Origin of the sequence: Vibrio pomeroyi, assembly GCF_024347595.1 — a bacterium.
GTDB lineage: Bacteria > Pseudomonadota > Gammaproteobacteria > Enterobacterales > Vibrionaceae > Vibrio > Vibrio pomeroyi.
In genome coordinates this window covers 1209844-1226952 of the sequence record NZ_AP025507.1, presented here as the reverse complement: position 1 = coordinate 1226952, position 17109 = coordinate 1209844, and the positions used below count along the sequence as shown (strand labels likewise).

15 protein-coding genes are annotated in these 17109 nt (G+C 41.1%); 3 read left to right on the top strand and 12 right to left on the bottom strand.

The window, feature by feature from the left end; translation table 11 throughout:
- Positions 1-83 precede the first annotated feature (83 nt).
- Genes OCV12_RS21415 through OCV12_RS21400 form a run of 4 tightly spaced genes read right to left on the bottom strand, consistent with a single transcriptional unit; the run spans position 84 to position 6841 of the window.
- Positions 84-1469 carry a diguanylate cyclase gene (locus OCV12_RS21415; RefSeq protein WP_261886085.1) on the bottom strand — a complete coding sequence of 462 codons (1386 nt, stop codon included), beginning with the start codon at positions 1467-1469 and terminating at the stop codon, positions 84-86.
- Complete coding sequence (locus OCV12_RS21410) at positions 1466-2053, bottom strand: response regulator transcription factor (RefSeq protein WP_261886084.1); 588 nt, start codon at positions 2051-2053, stop codon at positions 1466-1468. The genes OCV12_RS21415 and OCV12_RS21410 overlap by 4 nt, the downstream gene beginning before the upstream one ends.
- A complete protein-coding gene (locus tag OCV12_RS21405; RefSeq protein WP_261886083.1) occupies positions 2050-3216 on the bottom strand; it encodes an EAL domain-containing response regulator in 1167 nt (388 codons plus the stop codon). Before OCV12_RS21405 ends, OCV12_RS21410 begins: the two co-directional genes overlap by 4 nt.
- Positions 3206-6841, bottom strand: coding sequence for an ATP-binding protein (locus OCV12_RS21400; protein ID WP_261886082.1), 3636 nt, complete (start codon positions 6839-6841; stop codon positions 3206-3208). Before OCV12_RS21400 ends, OCV12_RS21405 begins: the two co-directional genes overlap by 11 nt.
- 986 nt (positions 6842-7827) lie before the next feature.
- On the opposite strand from OCV12_RS21400, the gene OCV12_RS21395 reads away from it, so the two are divergent.
- The 3 genes from OCV12_RS21395 to OCV12_RS21385 all read left to right on the top strand — a co-directional run bounded on the left by OCV12_RS21395 (position 7828) and on the right by OCV12_RS21385 (position 10230).
- Positions 7828-8787, top strand: a complete 960-nt coding sequence (locus OCV12_RS21395; protein ID WP_261886081.1) for a DUF2860 domain-containing protein — start codon at positions 7828-7830, stop codon at positions 8785-8787.
- 226 nt (positions 8788-9013) lie between these two features.
- A complete protein-coding gene (locus OCV12_RS21390) occupies positions 9014-9745 on the top strand; it encodes a winged helix-turn-helix domain-containing protein (RefSeq protein ID WP_261886080.1) in 732 nt (243 codons plus the stop codon).
- The gene (locus OCV12_RS21385; protein ID WP_261886079.1) at positions 9736-10230 is read left to right on the top strand and encodes a hypothetical protein; all 495 of its coding nucleotides are present in this window, start codon (positions 9736-9738) and stop codon (positions 10228-10230) included. The genes OCV12_RS21390 and OCV12_RS21385 overlap by 10 nt, the downstream gene beginning before the upstream one ends.
- Positions 10231-10383: 153 nt before the next feature.
- Here the strand turns inward: OCV12_RS21385 and OCV12_RS21380 are convergent, their stop codons facing one another.
- From OCV12_RS21380 to tssK, 8 genes are all read right to left on the bottom strand, one after another.
- Positions 10384-10875 (bottom strand): hypothetical protein, encoded by a 492-nt coding sequence (locus tag OCV12_RS21380; protein ID WP_261886078.1) that lies wholly within the window; start codon positions 10873-10875, stop codon positions 10384-10386.
- 7 nt (positions 10876-10882) lie between these two features.
- Positions 10883-11455 (bottom strand): hypothetical protein, encoded by a 573-nt coding sequence (locus tag OCV12_RS21375; RefSeq protein ID WP_261886077.1) that lies wholly within the window; start codon positions 11453-11455, stop codon positions 10883-10885.
- Between the two features lie 134 nt (positions 11456-11589).
- Entirely contained in the window at positions 11590-12027 is a 438-nt protein-coding gene (locus OCV12_RS21370) for a hypothetical protein (protein WP_261886076.1), read from the bottom strand.
- Entirely contained in the window at positions 12008-12568 is a 561-nt protein-coding gene (locus OCV12_RS21365; protein WP_261886075.1) for a hypothetical protein, read from the bottom strand. The genes OCV12_RS21370 and OCV12_RS21365 overlap by 20 nt, the downstream gene beginning before the upstream one ends.
- Positions 12565-13338, bottom strand: a complete 774-nt coding sequence (locus tag OCV12_RS21360; protein ID WP_261886074.1) for an AHH domain-containing protein — start codon at positions 13336-13338, stop codon at positions 12565-12567. The genes OCV12_RS21365 and OCV12_RS21360 overlap by 4 nt, the downstream gene beginning before the upstream one ends.
- A gap of 12 nt (positions 13339-13350) precedes the next feature.
- Entirely contained in the window at positions 13351-14838 is a 1488-nt protein-coding gene (locus OCV12_RS21355) for a PAAR-like domain-containing protein (protein ID WP_261886073.1), read from the bottom strand.
- A 148-nt stretch (positions 14839-14986) separates the two neighbouring features.
- Positions 14987-15778 (bottom strand): type IVB secretion system protein IcmH/DotU, encoded by a 792-nt coding sequence (gene icmH, locus OCV12_RS21350; RefSeq protein ID WP_017064531.1) that lies wholly within the window; start codon positions 15776-15778, stop codon positions 14987-14989.
- Complete coding sequence (gene tssK / locus OCV12_RS21345) at positions 15775-17100, bottom strand: type VI secretion system baseplate subunit TssK (protein ID WP_261886072.1); 1326 nt, start codon at positions 17098-17100, stop codon at positions 15775-15777. Before tssK ends, icmH begins: the two co-directional genes overlap by 4 nt.
- Positions 17101-17109: the final 9 nt, after the last annotated feature.

Here is a 17109-nt window from a genome sequence, read left to right as displayed (position 1 = left end):
TCCTTTCCACCAGCCGCTATATCTGACGTTGATCTAACATAGCGAAGCATCAAATCGATAAGTTGGATGAAGTAAGCAGCCAATTAGCGCTGTGCTTTTTGCTCATATAGCTTTTCATCGGCTTTGTGAAACACACTTTCCAGTGACTCACTCGCACCTTTGAAGGCGACCCCAACACTCACGGAAACATCAAAGCCCAATGAAGCGACTTTAGACTCTGTCACTTGCCTTTGTAGGATCTCTGAAGCTTTCTTAGCATTTTCAAAACTGCAATTCGGCATAATAACGATAAATTCATCGCCACCAGCTCTTATCAAGAAGTCATCACGGCGGAAAACGTCTTTCATTGAATGAGCGATGTGTTGAATCACTTCATCTCCCCAACTGTGACCAAGGCTATCGTTGATCTTTTTAATTCGGTCGCCATCAATGGCGATAACCGAACACGCTTTTCCTTGCACCGCTTGATTAAACGATGTCTCGTTATAAATTCGACGGTTGTACAACCCTGTCAGCTCGTCCTTTAGCGCCGAGTGTTTCGCATCTACCAATTCGTCTTTGGCGATCCTGGCCTTATTGACATAAAAGAGATAGTTCAGGCTAGCGAGCAGCAAAACAACAAACACCCAAAAGTAATCAATAACCAACTTGGAATATGGATAGCGATACGTATAAGTGGTCTGGTTATCGGCAACCGTCGTCTTACTGTAATTGAGGTATGAGTACGGGTAACCTGGATACGTTACTATTAAGTTGTTGGTGTTATTCTTCGTCTCGTAACCCACATCTAAACCACCGCTTATATAAAGGTCTATATTCACGTTCAACACGTAATCACCAATGATGCTCCCCTCGTCATACACTGGGGTCACAATCGAAATGATTTCCTTTTGGCTTATCAACCCAATGTGAGGCTGCGATATGATCACCCTATCCGTCAATTGGTATTCTTTCGCGGTGATCGAACACACCTCACTTCCAAGGCAAATGTCTCGTGAAAGATGCGCTTCTGACGGTGTGAAGTTCTCAAATTTGTTCGGGAATATGTATTTTGAACCCGAATATGAACGATAGAAATAGACGAAATTATCGTCGATACCACCGAGGTTTTTGTACAACGAAATTTGATGCATTAAGTGCCTAACAGCGATTTCAGCCTTATTCAATTCAGGATCACCAAGAGGATAAATGCTATCAACAAAGTTGATCTCATCAACGCTGTCAAAGTCATGGCTACCCATGTCTGATGTTTGATTAATCTGAGATTCCGTAAACAAGCCCAACAGAACTAAGTTGTCTTTATGTCTATCTAACTGCAACGTGCTTAAATCAAACTCTTTGATGTCATTGTTGATCGCTACCGTGCCAAAACTGACGATAAACAAGAGAAATGACATGGAAGAAAACGTCAGTGAGATCGTCGCAACTTTAAATTTTGGCATTAATTTGATGATTCGTTTAGTCGTCATAATTCAATCACTCTCGACAACTCGACAATACTGTCAACGCTGTACTTGGTAAGCATCCTTCTTTTGTAAGTACTGATTGTTTTCTCACTGATAGAGAGAAACTCGGCGGCATCTTTATTCGTCATTCCCTTAAGCAGTAATTTAGCGACCGTGGCTTCACGAGCAGAGAGCTTAAGCGTTCGTTTTGCCTTTTGTGGGTCATTAATCTCTTTAAAAAACGAATAACCTTTTGCAATGGCTTCAATCGCGTCTTTAAGTACGTTGTAATGCTCTGATTTGCACACATAACCATGAGCTCCCACTTTGAACGCCATTTCGCTGTAGTAAGCACTGGTTTCAGCAGAATAGAACACGACTCGCCCTTTGAACCCATGCGCTCTAATACGACGATAAAAGTCGAAGCCATCGCAATCATTCAAATTCACATCCAAGATCAGTAAGTCGATGTTTGATTTACGAACAAACTCATTAGCAGTTTTTAACTCTGAAGCCACGTTGACTTGAGCAATATGAGGTGAAGATTCAACAAGTGACTTGATCGCAACACAAACCAGAGGGTGATCATCGAAAATTAAACAGTTCATTTGATATCTATATCTATTTGTTTGACTAGTTCTAACGGCAACGGTTTAGAGACAAAATATCCCTGACACACTTCTACACCGTATTCCTTTAGCAAAGACCAAGTTTCGTGGTCTTCTACCCCTTCAGCGACAAGCTTAATGCCAAGGTTTTTCGCTAAGCCACATATTGATAAAACGATATTCTTTTTCTTTTGGTCATCTTTAATTTCAAAGACAAACGAACGGTCAATTTTCATTTCGTTGAACGGCAGTTGAGCCAACTTCTCCAAAGTTGAATTACCCGTTCCAAAATCATCAATCGATACAGTCACGTCATTCACCCTCAGCTTAGTGAGGTTCTTGTACAAAGAGACACTGTTACGGTACGTGTCACGCTCGGTGATCTCGATAATGAACGCCGAAGGGTTCACCTCTCGCTCTAGGCATCGAGTAATAAAAGTTTGGGCAAAGTCGCTGTCTTCTAAGTTGAACTGATCGACATTAATAGCGATTTTCTTGTCGAGATTTCGAATTTTAATGTCATCTAGCGCGTTGTTGAGCACGGTATCAAACAGCTCTGCTGACAATTTACATCGAGTCACAATAGGCAAGAACACATCCGGTGTTAGCACGCCGTATTCAGGGTGTACCCATCGAGCCAGCGCTTCATAACCAGACAAACGCTCCGTGACAAAGTCCACTTTAGGCTGGTAGTAGTTCTGTATTTGGCCATTGGCTAATGCCACCAGAAACTCTTCGTCAGTGACCTCGATCTTCTTTCTCGCTGGACAAGCTTTGTTGGCAGACTTGAGCCTCATCGCTAACACATCTTCAATCGACTTTTGGGTATAAGGTTTTTCAATGATGTCTAACACATCGAATGGAAAGCCTTCACACATAGCACGAATAGCCGAAATCACCGTCAGTTCAACGGAGCTAATCAAGACAACATTGCCTTGGTAATTCGCTTCGTCCAACATAAACATCATGTCGATTCCGTCATATACTGGCATTTGAATATCACAAAAGATGATGTCGTAATGTGTAGCAATAACGCTTTCACATGCCTCTAACGCGTTATCGAAAACGGTAACTTTACAGCTTAGCTTGGTCAGCAGCTGTTTTAACAAGATCAGATGAATCGGGTGATCGTCGACAATCATAATATTAAGATTAGTGTTCATTGGCTTTTAACCACGCTTTTGTAAATTCAATTTCTGACTCAATGGCCCCGACCAGTTTCTCTAACTTTTCTTTATTCACTTTTGGTTCACAACACTCAACGTCTTGGCATAGCGCAGAGATTTCACTCGCTCCGATTGCGTTTAACGCCCCTTTAATTCGGTGTACGGTTCGGTTTATGGTTGGCGAATGGAAATCGAAATTCGCGACATCCTCAGCCATGGTGTCGATAAACACGTTAGCAACCGCAATCGCGTCATTTTTCTCGAATCGTTCTAACCAACTGGGAGCGCGGCTAGCTGGCGTTGCGTGCTTCTCCAAAATATCCAATAATTTCGACACACTGTATGGCTTATAAAGAATGTCATCGATCGCTATGTCTTTGGTTTTCTCACGCGCTACTCGCGAGTCTTCCGCTGTGATACCAATCACGACAATATCTTTAAATTGTTCACTGCTTTTGATCTTGCTTACCAACTCATAACCATCCATTTCGGGCATGTGGAAATCAGTAAGCAGTACCTTAATCGAGTTGTGATTAATGTAATCCCATGCCTGAAGTCCGGTATCCACAAACACAGGTTTGATGCCGAGTTCGTTCATTTGCAATGTCATCACACTCTGGTTAATTGGATTATCTTCTGCGATAAGAACATCGCCGTATTGCCAATCGCTCACAGCGTCTGGAGTCAGTAAATTAACGGTGTTCTCATCTGGTTTTACGATCAAATTCAGCAAGCTGTCTGGGTACTTCAACTGTTCTTGTGAAATCGTTGTTTGGTCATTCAAGTTTCGGCGAACCATCATGCTGACAAGATTAGATTGCGAACTCTGCGTGATATAAAGATCAGGTGTATTCTCAGATTCTGTTAGCTTCCATTCATGACACCAACCCTTTAAGTTGTCAGGGAGATCTCGCGAATACGTTAGGCTTCTAATGGAATAGACCTCATCATCGTCACATCTTACAAACGGGATAGAGACATTGATTGTTGTACCGTGATTCAACTCAGACTCTATGTGCAGTTCGCCACCCATGCATTGCAGGAGCTGGTCAACAATGCTGAGCCCTAGCCCTGTTCCACCGTAATGTCTTGTTATGCTGTCATCTGCTTGTACGAAGGGTTTCAGCACTTGCTGTTGTTGTGTTGGAGTCATACCAATACCGGTATCGGTTATCTCGACAACTAGCTGATTATCGACAGCTGCAACCACAACACTGATCTCTCCTTCTGAGGTGAACTTCACGGCATTCGACAGCAGGTTCGTGAGTATTTGAGACACACGAATGCCATCAACCATGATCCATCGATCAGCAAAGGGATGAATCTCAACACGGTAATGAAGGTTCTTGCTTTTAGAAATCGGTTCAAAGGTTCTGAATACATCGCAAAGAAGCGGTAATAGTTCGACCTTTTCAGCTTTAACAGACAGTACCCCTGATTCGATCTTCGACAGATCAAGTACACCATCCACCAGCTTATTTAGGTGATCGAGAGAACGAATAGCTTGGTCGACTAAATGACTGTCTTTATCGTTAACTGCATTGATTTTAATGATGTCGAGCAACCCATGCACAGCAGATAAAGGCGTGCGAAGTTCATGGCTCATGGTAGTGAGTAGGTTCTCTCTTGCTTCAACTGCAAGTTTCGCCTCTTTCTCGGCTTTGATTAACGCGTTTTCACGGTTCTTTTGCGCAGATACATCAAGCAGAGACGTCAGGATAAAGCGCTTATCGCTGTTCGATGATGAAATCGTTTTACTCTCTCTGTGAACATGAGAGATATCTAGACGGCAGTCTTCGGCCAAGTGAGTATCGTTGAGATTATCACCATCAAGAATCGTTTTGATCTCAATCTGATTTCCGACCAATGAAGCCCCGCTCGCTTGCGACTTCATGGTACAAACCTGACATTCATTCGATTGAAACTTAGGACAGTTACTCAGTAATATCTCGTTCTTATCATTATGAATAAAAACGATATTGTTTATCTCTTGAATGATTTCAGAGAGCCAGATTTTCTCTTTCTCTTCATTACCTGCATTTAGCTCCGCCAGTTTGACTTTGTAGCGCAGATTCACCAAAAGCAGGTAACCAAGGTATGACAGAGTCACAAAAACGACCGATACCAAAGCCGCAAATTTATTCACGTTACTGCTGTCGTAACCGTAGACCAGATCGAATTTACGATAGTTACGGCGAAGCTTTTCAATTTCTTCGACACTCACCGTATCAATGATGCTGTTCAATACATTCTTTAACTCGACATTTTTCTTGGAAACTGCGAATGCGATTGAATACGTGATGCCCTCGTCTTTATCAAAAGTCAGTCCCTCAGACGAATCATTCAGAATCATCGAGTACGTAATGTCGTTCGGCACATACGCCGCCGAGATCTCACCACTTCTTAAGTCATCCAGAATCTCTTTCATATCACGATAGCGTGTGATGTTTCTGTCTTCGCGTTCACCAACATTAATGATGCCTTGCTTGCTGACACTCAGAAGAATGCCTTTCTTTTCTGTTTTAGGCAGAGTGCTGGCTTCGTTATGGGTTACTTTGGTAAAGCTTGCGTTCATAAATGGCTTAGTGATTAGCCACTGGGCAGCCTTAGTTTTCGTCCTATCACGATATAACACAGGTACAATATCTGCGTTGTAAGAGGTGTAACTGGATTCTAGGTTCAACTCAGGGACGACATAATTAAACCCAAGCCCTGTTCTTGCAGAAATTAACGCCAGATACTCCACCAGCATGCCATCGAGCTGTCTCTTTTCATTCTCGAAAAGAAACGGATACGCCTCACCATTTGAACTGTATGTGATGACATCTTTGCCGTTCTGGTGAGCTTTAAATTGCGAGATAAGCTTGTCGCTAACGTGGTAAGGGTTCTTTGAGGCGACCGAGCGAATGCCACGCCCTTCGACTTCCCACAACAGAATAGAGTCGATGTCTTCTATTAGCTCTGAGTTATCTTTACTGGAAATGAAACGAATTTTCTCTTCAGGTAACCATGAAGGAACATCAACAGCACCTCTCATCACGTCTTTATGATCAAGATATTCGTTAATTGAAACGTAGGTAGTCACAAGCGCATCAGCCTTCCCCTGCAGGACTGCTTCGAATGCATCATCTCGTGACGTAGCTTGATAGATTTGCTGTACACCACGCTTCTCAATAAGTTGGCAATACACGCTTTTGTTGACACACGCCCAAGTGAGTTGCTGTTGGTTACTGTTTTTCAGATACGCATCTCGGTACCAAACAGCCAAAGTGGTAGAAAAAATGGGTGCCGAAAATGCAAACTTCTTTTCTCGTTCTGCTGTTTTGCTAAACCCTAATGCGCCATCAATTTTATTTGCTTCGACATCGCCAAGCAGCTCAGGAATATTTTGGTAGTGCTTAATTTCTAATTTTAAATTTAAGAAGTGACTTATATTTGATAGGTAATCTAAGCTGATACCATAAATAGCCTCAAAGTTACCATGCTCATCACGACTGTTATCTGACAGCACACCCACAACAATTTTGTCGTCCCTTTCTTCAGATGCGACAGTGGTCTCTGGAATGACAAAACAGACCAAAGTAATGGCAATAAAAGCGATTGTATTTCTATAGTTCAACATGTAACTTTCCTACAAAACAGGTCGGACATCCTAAACTTGACATCTAATTTGTCAAATTAGGCAACAACCCGCATGTGAAAATAAGTTACTGTTATTTAAAACTTAATATGAATAAGTAGGAAAATTCTCACAACCTTTTCCGCTAAGGACTACGAATAAGGTTCTAAGGATTTGACATGAAACAATACTATTAAAGCTGCACTCAAAAACTCATTAATAAAATATATGTAATTATACAAGTTTATGAAGATCTCACCATTGGTAATGACAATCCACCACGCCATAATTGATGCGGTGTTGTTACAAAAACGAAAACTGACAAAAGCACCAAATGCTGTATAAATCAGCATAAATTAAAATAACAAAGAATATTTAACTGCTATTGTCCTTAAACCATTAAGGTACGAAACCATACTTGCTCTCTCTTGGGTCATTTGTCTAACCGTATTTGTTAGAACTCTTCAGAATAATTACCAATTAGTAAAACCAAAGTATATTAAACTTATATCACAAGCTAACAATATACATATATGTAGATTGGTAGAATATTAGATTCTTTCAGCGATAACCTCACTGTACCTAAATAGCCTCTTCACTAGTCACCGTACGACGCTCAGCATTTGTTGGAGTTTCTCTGCCTGCACTTTTTCTCTTTTTCAAGCATCTAAAAATAGCTAAATCACCTCAAACTATGCACCTGTTCTACCACTAAACAAAAGTGACAAAAAATAATAACCTCATTAATTCATATACTTAATGATGAATTACAAGGTCACTTTTTGTTGTTAGCTTTACCTTCGCCATCTATGAATAATGCACACCCGACACATGAATTCACACCAATACCCTTGAGTTTCGTCATGCGACGAATATCGACGTGAAATTTCGAGAACACCGTGTGACATGTACAAAGAATCGATTTCAAGGACCGCATGCTCTCGAGCACCAACAAGGACGATTAAAGTAAGACTACTATTGAGATTGTTATGAACGCGATAAAATTGTCTTTAATATCCCTGATTTCTGTAGCGACAGTAAACAACGCGTACGCTGTAGAGTGGGACCAATTCAGTGGCGAGATTCTTTTTGCTACCCTCTATACTCATTCTGATTCAAACCTCTACACAGAGAGCAACCCAAATCTAGGCGAAGATTCCAACCGCGGTGATAATGGCGATAAAACCCTGTTGTTTCCCCTTGGTATCGTTAACTTTGATTTTGGCAAAGATCGAGCTCACCGCTTATACATGGGTACCTCTCGTGATGACTTATCCGTCGGTACGTTGGCATTCGAGTTCGGTTACCACAAACAACTGGATTCCGGTACCACCTTTGATCTGGCCTATCTACCAACCGTTATCCCTGGGGAAGTTTGGACCAACCCTTACGACATGGACGAAACCAGACAAAAGACCGATGTTGATGGAGGTGCGATACGAATGAAACTGAGTAACCTTGCACAAACCAACATTTCTTTGGATATGGCCTATGCCTTCGCGGATGTCGAAGAAGATCATGTTCCTGACGAGCTTCTAGAACGTGATAGCAAAGCTTATTTCATCAAAGCCCAATATCTCTCGATGTTAAGCCCTCAATCTGGCATCAACTACGGGGTAAGCTACAACTTTCATGATGCTGAAGGTAAAGCAAACCAATATAATCGATATGCCGTTGAAGCCTCATACTTTTTTGTTTCTTCTACTTATGCTTTAGCTGTAACGGGCAATTATGCGCACAGCGATTACCGTGCAGACAACCCAGTATTTGACCGCAGCCGAGCAGATAACAGCTACAAGTTGTTTATCGCCTACGAATACAAAGACCTCGGCAGTTGGGAAAACTGGAGCGTCGCGACCTTTACTGGCACAAGAAAGAATGAATCTAATATCGATTTCTTCACGCACCGTGAATGGCTACTGTCAGCGTCACTGAACTACGCTTTCTAACCTAGTTTAGCTACTTCCCCCTTTATAGCCAAAGCGACATCACAGATACCCAACAAGCCGTTAGCTTCTATCGCTAGCGGCTTTCTATTGCTTGCTTATTGTTGTGTGAACACAACTAGTGGGCTAATACTTCAAGAAAAAGGACTACAGCGATACATTTCGGCTTAGTGGCGATAACGTAACTAAAATGCGATAATAAATTCAGTTTCTATTCAGTTATTTACCTATGGCCAAACTCACTTTAGAACCACCTGTTTACCTGATCGGTGAATACTTATATTCATCAACATCAGGGGTATTGTCTAAGGACGATAACCTTACTCGTCTAAGAGCAAAAGAATCGGCTTTGCTGAATGCATTGATCAAGCAGGTTCCTGACGTTCTATCTCGTGAGAACATCGTTCAAGAGCTGTATGAGAACACCTATGCGACGGATGCGACGATCAACCAACTGGTCAAACGTTTAAGAAAGGCTATGGGAGACGACCAGCGCTCGCTGATTAGAACGATTCCAAAGCAAGGCTACTTGTTAGCCATAGCACCTAAATTAGTCGAAAAACACCCTCATTCTTCACCAGAAATACCTGCAAAATACTTAGCTGTAGAGCATGGAGACTTCGACCCTGTTGATGTCAAAGTTGAAGAACTGAACCGTGTAAACACCCATTTTATTCAAGCGAAAGATGAAAGCCGCCTACAACGTTTTGGCGCTGCTACCGTGATAGGCTGTTTATTGGCGGTAATCATAGGTTATGGACTGGGTTCTTGGTTCGCTCCATCGGCACGTTATCTAGAACAAGTTTCAGTGTTCGAAGCAGAAGCCCAACACATAGACACGTTATCCCAAACACCAACAGTGGTCATCGACAACAATCAACAAGTTGTGGCGATCTATTTAAAAGACGATGAAGAAACCGTTCATTGTGCTCATCAAGAGCAAGTTACGTTATGCAATTAAAATCGAAGCACTATAAAGTGCTCTCCATCTGGGCGATATGTGTCGTGCTTGGCTATCTGCTATTCCAGCTGAACTACACACCAACGAAGCCATTTACTGGGTTTTGGAGCGGTCACACGACTGTTGACTATGGCGAGCGCTCACTAAACATCAGCACTCAACTCATCATTGATGGCCCCGAATCTGAGAGTGCGCGGTTAATTACCACGTTCGAACCAAAATCTAGCACTGCTGCGCCTTTTCAAACCAGCGTCACCAGTAACATACAAGTTCAAGGGCGAGTCGACTCAAAGATCACCTTCTCTTTAACCGAATTAAATTACACCAACAAAGAAGCACTTGAAGCCTACTTGAAGCGCCAGTTACCACAAACAGGTAGCCTAGTCTCAGGCAAATCATGGGCCGTCGATGATGATGAAATTTTCATGTACCTAACCCTCGCATTCGGTGAGAAAATGGGGGTTATTCTTAAGCGTCGAGAATAAGTGTTAGAGTGTTCACTGGTACTGACTGCTATCACAAGAGATAGGAACAACAGTTTTGCCGCCTGTTGTTAAATAAACATCAAGAAGTGTGCGTTCGCAGCTCTACAGCTAAAATCTTGCGCTGATTGAAAAAAGTGCCTTACGGCACTTTATTCAAACATCTCTAACCCAAACATCTTTAACATGTTGATTAAGTAAATCAATCACGCTTTGATGAATAAAAACCAAGCCATAATCTTCTTCTAGTTTGAATATAAGCCTATCTTTTAGTGGAATATTATCTAACTTAGAAAAGTCAAACTCGGTGTTTTCAGCATCTATCCAATTAAGCTTACCAAACTGTTTTTCTTGATTCGTCAATTTGTAAGTTTGGTGAATGTAAGGCATCCGATAGTCTTCATACACCTTAATTTGATCCTCCGACGGTTGGCTTGGAGAACAGTCGACGCGAGCATCAAACCAGTCAACTCCGTGTACGACCAATTGTTCTACTTTTGAAGCGATATCGCCAATAATAAAAAGCTTTGGTGAGAAGGTCATTTCCAGTAACAAGTCTGGTTCCACAGGTACAATTGACTTTGGAGTTTGTTGGAATGGAAATTCTGTTAAGTTTTGCTTTGATAAAACACTATATTGATTTTTCATTATCGCCTCAATATTTCGGTACTTCTTGATTGCAATCTAGCTTAAACATCCTCAAATCAGAATAACGGTCATCTTGAGCTACTAGATCGTAAATTTCCTCACAAAATACTGTTGCAGTATCAGCGCCTTGCACCCTTAATAAAATACGTTTTTGGAAAGGTATTTGTGCCAGTTTAACTTCGGACAAATACAACTCCATAACAAGGATTTTGTTTCTCTTAGGAGATTTTCTAGTTCGAGACTTAAAATCGTCAATAACATCAATAACATTGTTAAGAGCAAGTATATATCTATCAGTCAACGAGCCATCACTTAATTTTAGTGTAGCTGGGTAGCACTCTATACCATAAGGGTCAAAGCTCATCACGATCTCAGCAAACTCCTTGGTAACACAAAGATCACCATTATCGGCTATATTTCCAACTTGTTCAGTCGAACTGTCCAGTGCTTCCCACACTATTGGTGATTTCGAGCTCGTAGGTTCATATTCGGATTTGCTATATAGTGGTTCTCTGTTATCTACACATTGAAATTGTGTTGTGCTTCGGTTGAAGTTTTCTGAAATTATTGCAAACTTCATCAACTATCCTTTTTATTAACTTATTCTCAGGCTTTGATTTTTGAGAAATTGACATCGAACATAGGGACAAAATATCTGTCGACATTTACTAACAAAGCGCCTTTTGGCGCTTTGTTATCTTTCATGGTAACAATTTAATAGCGACCGTATGGCGCTGTTGTATCGTACCAAACATCAACACAACCTGCTGACTTTAAGTCTTTAACGAAGTCTTCACTAATATACAACTCATTATTTTCGTTAAAAGCAAAAGCATGTTTTTCTTCGGTGTCTAAGTTCGTGATTGTAGGAAATTGCAATAATTCAATTGTTTTATAATCATCAAACTGTCTGTCATAATCATCAGGGTGACTACCAAAATCAAAATTACTATCCCACGTATCTTTTCCTTCTAACCAAATTTTATTTAACTTGCCTAAAATTTCTTCCCAAATTACAAACCGGATATTATCATTGAAAATAACAAATAAATCAGGGTTCGAAAAAATCATACCTGGTCTTTTTTCAGGTAATAATTTACTAATATTATCTTTATTAAACTTGATATACATATCAACCGGCCCACGCTTCATTAAAGTGTTCTATTGGTATAAATTCAACACCATTTGGAGTTGTTGATTCAATTTCTTTTACTATACTTGCGTGAAAGAATGTGTGAAATCCCCAAGCCGAGTCTCTAAATACTAGTCTTTTTTGAAGAGGAATTGATAAAATTTTCTGAGGATCAATGACGATTTTTTTCATACCTGAGATATTTCCGCGTTTGAACCTTTTGAAATTACTCTGTTCATGACAGATGACATCTTGTTCATTTGCTAACTGCAACATCATGAAATCATGTTCACCTTTATCAATTAATTTGATATTTATCCAGTTAGAACCATACAAGTTTGCAATATTCAATCTATCATATATATTTCTAGATATGGAAAAATCAGGCTCCATTATGACATCTGGTATTATATACTTTTCGTCTGGCTTATATTTTGCTAAAACAGGCACAGGGCTACATGGAAAAGTAAATATTGTGCTGTATGCCGCTTCTTCATATTCATCAGGAACTGCATAAATTGGTGTAATTTGGTTTTCTTTTACGAAAAAATAATCACTCATGAGCCTGCCTCTAACTTTCTAGGTTCCATTACCTTACCTAGTTTATTCCGAATTGCGTGCCCAGTTCCAGTAATATTAAGCCTATGAGGACATTCTTCTCTACTTTTTTTCTCGCTTTCAATGTGACCACCTCCACATCCAATTTTTGAGCTCGGAGCATAATCTTTACCAAATCTGGACAGAGTCCAATGAAAGCTATTTAGTTTGTCCACTATATCTTCCGCTGCGTCATCGAGATCCTCGGTAAACTCTTTTTTCTTGGAGCTTTTACAGTAATATTTTTTCTCGGCTCTTTTTTTAATCTCGCTTATTTGTTTGTTTACTCCTTTCAAGTAGGTGCGTAATTCACTATATAGCTTCTCGCACTCTTCATCTGGGATTTCTTCGGGCTTAGCCTTGCCTCCCCAGTACTTATCTAAAACGGTGTCGTAATCAAGACCTCGATTGTGATTGGAGCGATGAACATGTGTTTCTACTTGGCAAGCAATAATAGTGCTACTTGGCAGTATCACACCATTATTTGCCCTGTTAATGTCATACTCATAAGCCTCTCTCCATAATTTCCACAAATGACCATCCAATGATTCAGTGGTAACAATATGGTGCGCTTGCAAGCCACCTTTTTCAGTATTGTACTTAGAGTCATACCAAGGATGGTTTTTTAGATCACTCGACCATTTATTTTTTGCTATAGCTTTAGCTAGCTTGGAACCGCTTCCTATTATCAATTTATGTTCTGATATTTTGCTATCTGACGGCTTTTTAGACACAGCTGCTCCTCCTCAATAAGCGTCACATTTCTCTGGTTTCTTCTTGCAAACAGGACAAACAAACTCTTTTTTATCCTTTTTCTCATTGGTGTTATCGTTACTCCTCCCTGACTGAGCAGATTTACCAGTGTCATGTTTCACTTTTGCGGGGTATGCTCTCTCACTTTTACCCAAAATTCGAGCGAATAACTGGTCAAACTCACCCATCGCTTCTTTTAGTTTATCCGGCACCATTTTATCGATGATTTTCACTTCATCGGCTAACTTTAAGAAGTATTCTGCTAGTTCATCAGCTCCCATGCGATTGGCGTAAGAAGCAAGTTCACTCGCCACTTCGATACAAGGTTTTAGAACATCCGATACAATATTGCTCGCCTGCTTGGCGTAATCAACCCAATCTAATGTACGTAAGAACTTTTCTGGGTCACCTTTACCCATACCACGAAGTACCGCGAGTAAAGTGTCTTTCGATGTACCCTTACCACCTTTCAAAGCGACTTTACATGTACCTTTAACTGCACTGCCAAACGTTGGGACACAGCCAATCAAAGTCAAAGAGAGTGCCAACCAATTTTCTGGCTTATCTCGCTCTTCTTCACTTAATAGTGTCATGATATTTGCTGAAAGGTCTCGTACGTCTGCTGCTTGGTCCACGACGGGAATCATTGTTAGCGCTGTGTTGGCAATGATTTGCTCTACCGATGCGTCATCATTAAAGTCACCTAAAATTACTCCCCAGATCCAGCTGGCAGCGCCAGACATTCTCTTCCAAGAGTTTTCCCAGAAACCAACCTCGCCTCGCTTTGCTTCTTCAATAATTAATTGAGCATTCGCATTTGGGTTGAAATTAGGGTTGGTTTTGGTTGGGATGTTTGGCATGAATTCGCGACTATCTTCACCATAGTCAATGTTAAATTCACCAGGTGCAACACCACTCACCGAAGCTTTGCCTGCATTATCTAATGTACCTTCAAAGGAAGCGCCGGTTTGATCAATCAGTTTATATGTAGCCCCTTGGACAGGCTCCCCATCAGAATAAGAAAGAAACAGATCAACCGTATACGTCCCTTCTTGATCTTCAGTTACAGAAACCGAAGGGTTTTGAGCGCCGCCTAAACACATGGTGTTGGCTTTATTCATGGTCATTTGGTCAGAAAGGCGGCATACACCGATGCCTTCGAACTTTACGGTAGGAGAAGCTGATATGAATTCGGCCTCAGCTTCAATAGTGCCTGAGGCTACGCCCTTTTTATCACCACCGGCATCGCCAGTACTGGCACTGAATTTACTGCCTTTAATAGCAATGCTGTTACCGCCATCCATAGAGACGGTCGTAGTGCCTCCCGCTAAATCGGCGGATTTTGCATTGTTACCATAAGGGATAGGAACAACAGGTTTGCCGACTGTTGTTAAACAAACATCAGGAAGTGTTGCGTTCGCTTCTCCTCCTGAGCCTTTATGAACTACACTGAGTCCATTAGCACAAACTGTTACGCCCATAGTAAATCCAATTAAATTCCAATAGATGTATGATAAAAGAGATTGCTTGCTGCAATCTCTCTAAGTACTTAGTGAAAATGAAGGATGAGACTGTTACTTCGATTCTATTTTTAAAAACGGACAGAAGATCTCACAAGTAAATCTAATGCTACTGATACACATCCAGAAGCTGCTGAAATTTTAGGTCAATAACCAAGTAAGTCGCGGCATACATAACGCCAAAGATGACAGTACTGACACCAAGAATTAACTTAGGGGAAATAACCCGTTTGAGCGGTTTTTTTAAGTACTTCGCCTTTAAGTTAACTAACGTTACTTTTTCCTGTTCAGCTAAACGCTCGTCTCTAACTAAGCGATAGATAGTATTTCCTATCTCTGAAAGCTTTTCGTTGCCACGCTCTTCTCGACCATACTTGCCTTGGAACCCTAGCTGCAGCAATAAATAGAGGAATTCTATTACGTGTCTATATTTTCTAGGGTCAGCTTTTAAGCGCTCTAAGATGGTGAAGAACTTGTCGCCACCCGATGTTTCATTGTGAAACTCAGACAACAAACTATTCGTACTCCAATGACTGTTCGCCCCCCACTCTTGTCGACATACAGATTCGTCTATCGCAGCACATAAGCAATAGCGTATGACCAATATTGATGCTCGATCCAACTCCATTTCATTGAGCTTTCGTTCACCTTTCCGAATTTCTCGTGCAACTTGTTCTCTAAAAGGGCCAGGGTCGTCCAACCAAGGAATCGAAGACATGCATGAGAGACTGGCGATTAACCAAGTAAACTGATCGACCAAAGGGTTAACACCCATACTCTCAACATTTAGGTCTCTTACCGCAATATTTCTAGATAAATCAGGTGCAGGCATAACCTCCATTGGCTTGCCAGGCTCTGGTTGAAATAGTACTACGGTGACATCGTTTTCGGCGTAACTCATAGGCGTACAGCCCAAAGCTGTAGTGATAAGTTCGCGAAGTCACCTGCAATATGGACAGCGATGGCAGCGGTGTTATTCAATGCATTCCATTCGTCACTCGCTTTATCGAGCTCAAAATAGGTATAACCAGCATGGTAAGGCAACGCTCTAGGTACCACTGGCATTGGTTTCATTTCAATGCCCGGCAATTGTAAGTTGATTAGATCGCGAATATTGTCGATCGAACCAATCTTAGTTTGACTCACAAACTGTGTATGCAAAATATCAAGCGGTACGTCTGCTTTAACAGCAAGAATAAACGTCGTAGATTCGACAATTTTACTGTCTGGAATTGCTGCAGTTCGAATTCCGTAGCTTTGCTCTCTCAATGTTAGAGGTATTGCGCGTTGCTCTGACATCACACTTAGTGTCATTTTCGCGCTATCAAGTGTACGAGATAAACAATCAGTAAGTTGGCTGTGGTTATATTTGGTGAACTCTTGCGGTCTGCGAGATGCAGAACACAATGTAGATAATTCACCTTCAGCTTGTAATAGGATTCGATAAAACGACTCTGGATGAACACCCTCTACACTTGCAAAATGCCAGAACAACGGTTCGTAGCGATTTAAGGCTTGTAACAACATAAAGTCAGCAACAGATGATACGCCCTGTTGGTCAACCACACCCAAACGCTGAACTATAGATTCTGCTCTATGTTTGAGCATTGACGCGAATTCAGTCGCGAACTTGCTTAAAACGGTAGAAGCATGAATATCAATACACGTAGGGATATACTTCTCATCCAAAATGATGCTTCCGTCGGGCTTCACTTCGGAAATTTTCAAAATGGGTATCGAGGTATAAGCACTCTTATCTTCGTGGTCGTACATTAAGAAGAAGTTAAGTTTACCCACCACAATACTTGCCATATCTTCTGATTCATAACATGCATCGACGGCTTCTTGGGTCTCCATGTTATAACGAGCACCGTCACCATTACCTCCAAAGAGTTCCGAACGCTCTGATGGTAGTGGGCAACATAAGTACACCACTTTATCCGCAATAGATGGGTCAACATCTCTTACTTCTGGAAGCTCAGCAAGAAGCGGTAAATCAAATGGCGTGCGGTCTTGTAATATACCTTCTGCTCGTGTGATTCCGATTTTTCCTAATGCCAATAGCTCAGTATTAATCTCAATTTTTTTCACTCCCCAATGTAATGGAGAACTATTAGAGCTAAGCATGTTAGATAACTTACTTTGAGACCGGTCTAGTTGTTGGAAATGTTGAGGCTTCATGAACATACCATCTTGCCAAACAACTGGGTTATATAAAGACATTCGTCAGTT

Excerpts from the sequence above, each read along its gene's own strand:
- OCV12_RS21415 (WP_261886085.1), bottom strand. The coding sequence starts at position 1,469 with ATGACGACTAAACGAATCATCAAATTAATGCCAAAATTTAAAGTTGCG.
- OCV12_RS21410 (WP_261886084.1), bottom strand. The coding sequence starts at position 2,053 with ATGAACTGTTTAATTTTCGATGATCACCCTCTGGTTTGTGTTGCGATC.
- OCV12_RS21405 (WP_261886083.1), bottom strand. The coding sequence starts at position 3,216 with ATGAACACTAATCTTAATATTATGATTGTCGACGATCACCCGATTCAT.
- OCV12_RS21400 (WP_261886082.1), bottom strand. The coding sequence starts at position 6,841 with ATGTTGAACTATAGAAATACAATCGCTTTTATTGCCATTACTTTGGTC.
- OCV12_RS21395 (WP_261886081.1), top strand. The coding sequence starts at position 7,828 with ATGAACGCGATAAAATTGTCTTTAATATCCCTGATTTCTGTAGCGACA.
- OCV12_RS21390 (WP_261886080.1), top strand. The coding sequence starts at position 9,014 with ATGGCCAAACTCACTTTAGAACCACCTGTTTACCTGATCGGTGAATAC.
- OCV12_RS21385 (WP_261886079.1), top strand. The coding sequence starts at position 9,736 with ATGCAATTAAAATCGAAGCACTATAAAGTGCTCTCCATCTGGGCGATA.
- OCV12_RS21380 (WP_261886078.1), bottom strand. The coding sequence starts at position 10,875 with ATGAAAAATCAATATAGTGTTTTATCAAAGCAAAACTTAACAGAATTT.
- OCV12_RS21375 (WP_261886077.1), bottom strand. The coding sequence starts at position 11,455 with ATGAAGTTTGCAATAATTTCAGAAAACTTCAACCGAAGCACAACACAA.
- OCV12_RS21370 (WP_261886076.1), bottom strand. The coding sequence starts at position 12,027 with ATGAAGCGTGGGCCGGTTGATATGTATATCAAGTTTAATAAAGATAAT.
- OCV12_RS21365 (WP_261886075.1), bottom strand. The coding sequence starts at position 12,568 with ATGAGTGATTATTTTTTCGTAAAAGAAAACCAAATTACACCAATTTAT.
- OCV12_RS21355 (WP_261886073.1), bottom strand. The coding sequence starts at position 14,838 with ATGGGCGTAACAGTTTGTGCTAATGGACTCAGTGTAGTTCATAAAGGC.
- icmH (WP_017064531.1), bottom strand. The coding sequence starts at position 15,778 with ATGAGTTACGCCGAAAACGATGTCACCGTAGTACTATTTCAACCAGAG.
- tssK (WP_261886072.1), bottom strand. The coding sequence starts at position 17,100 with ATGTCTTTATATAACCCAGTTGTTTGGCAAGATGGTATGTTCATGAAG.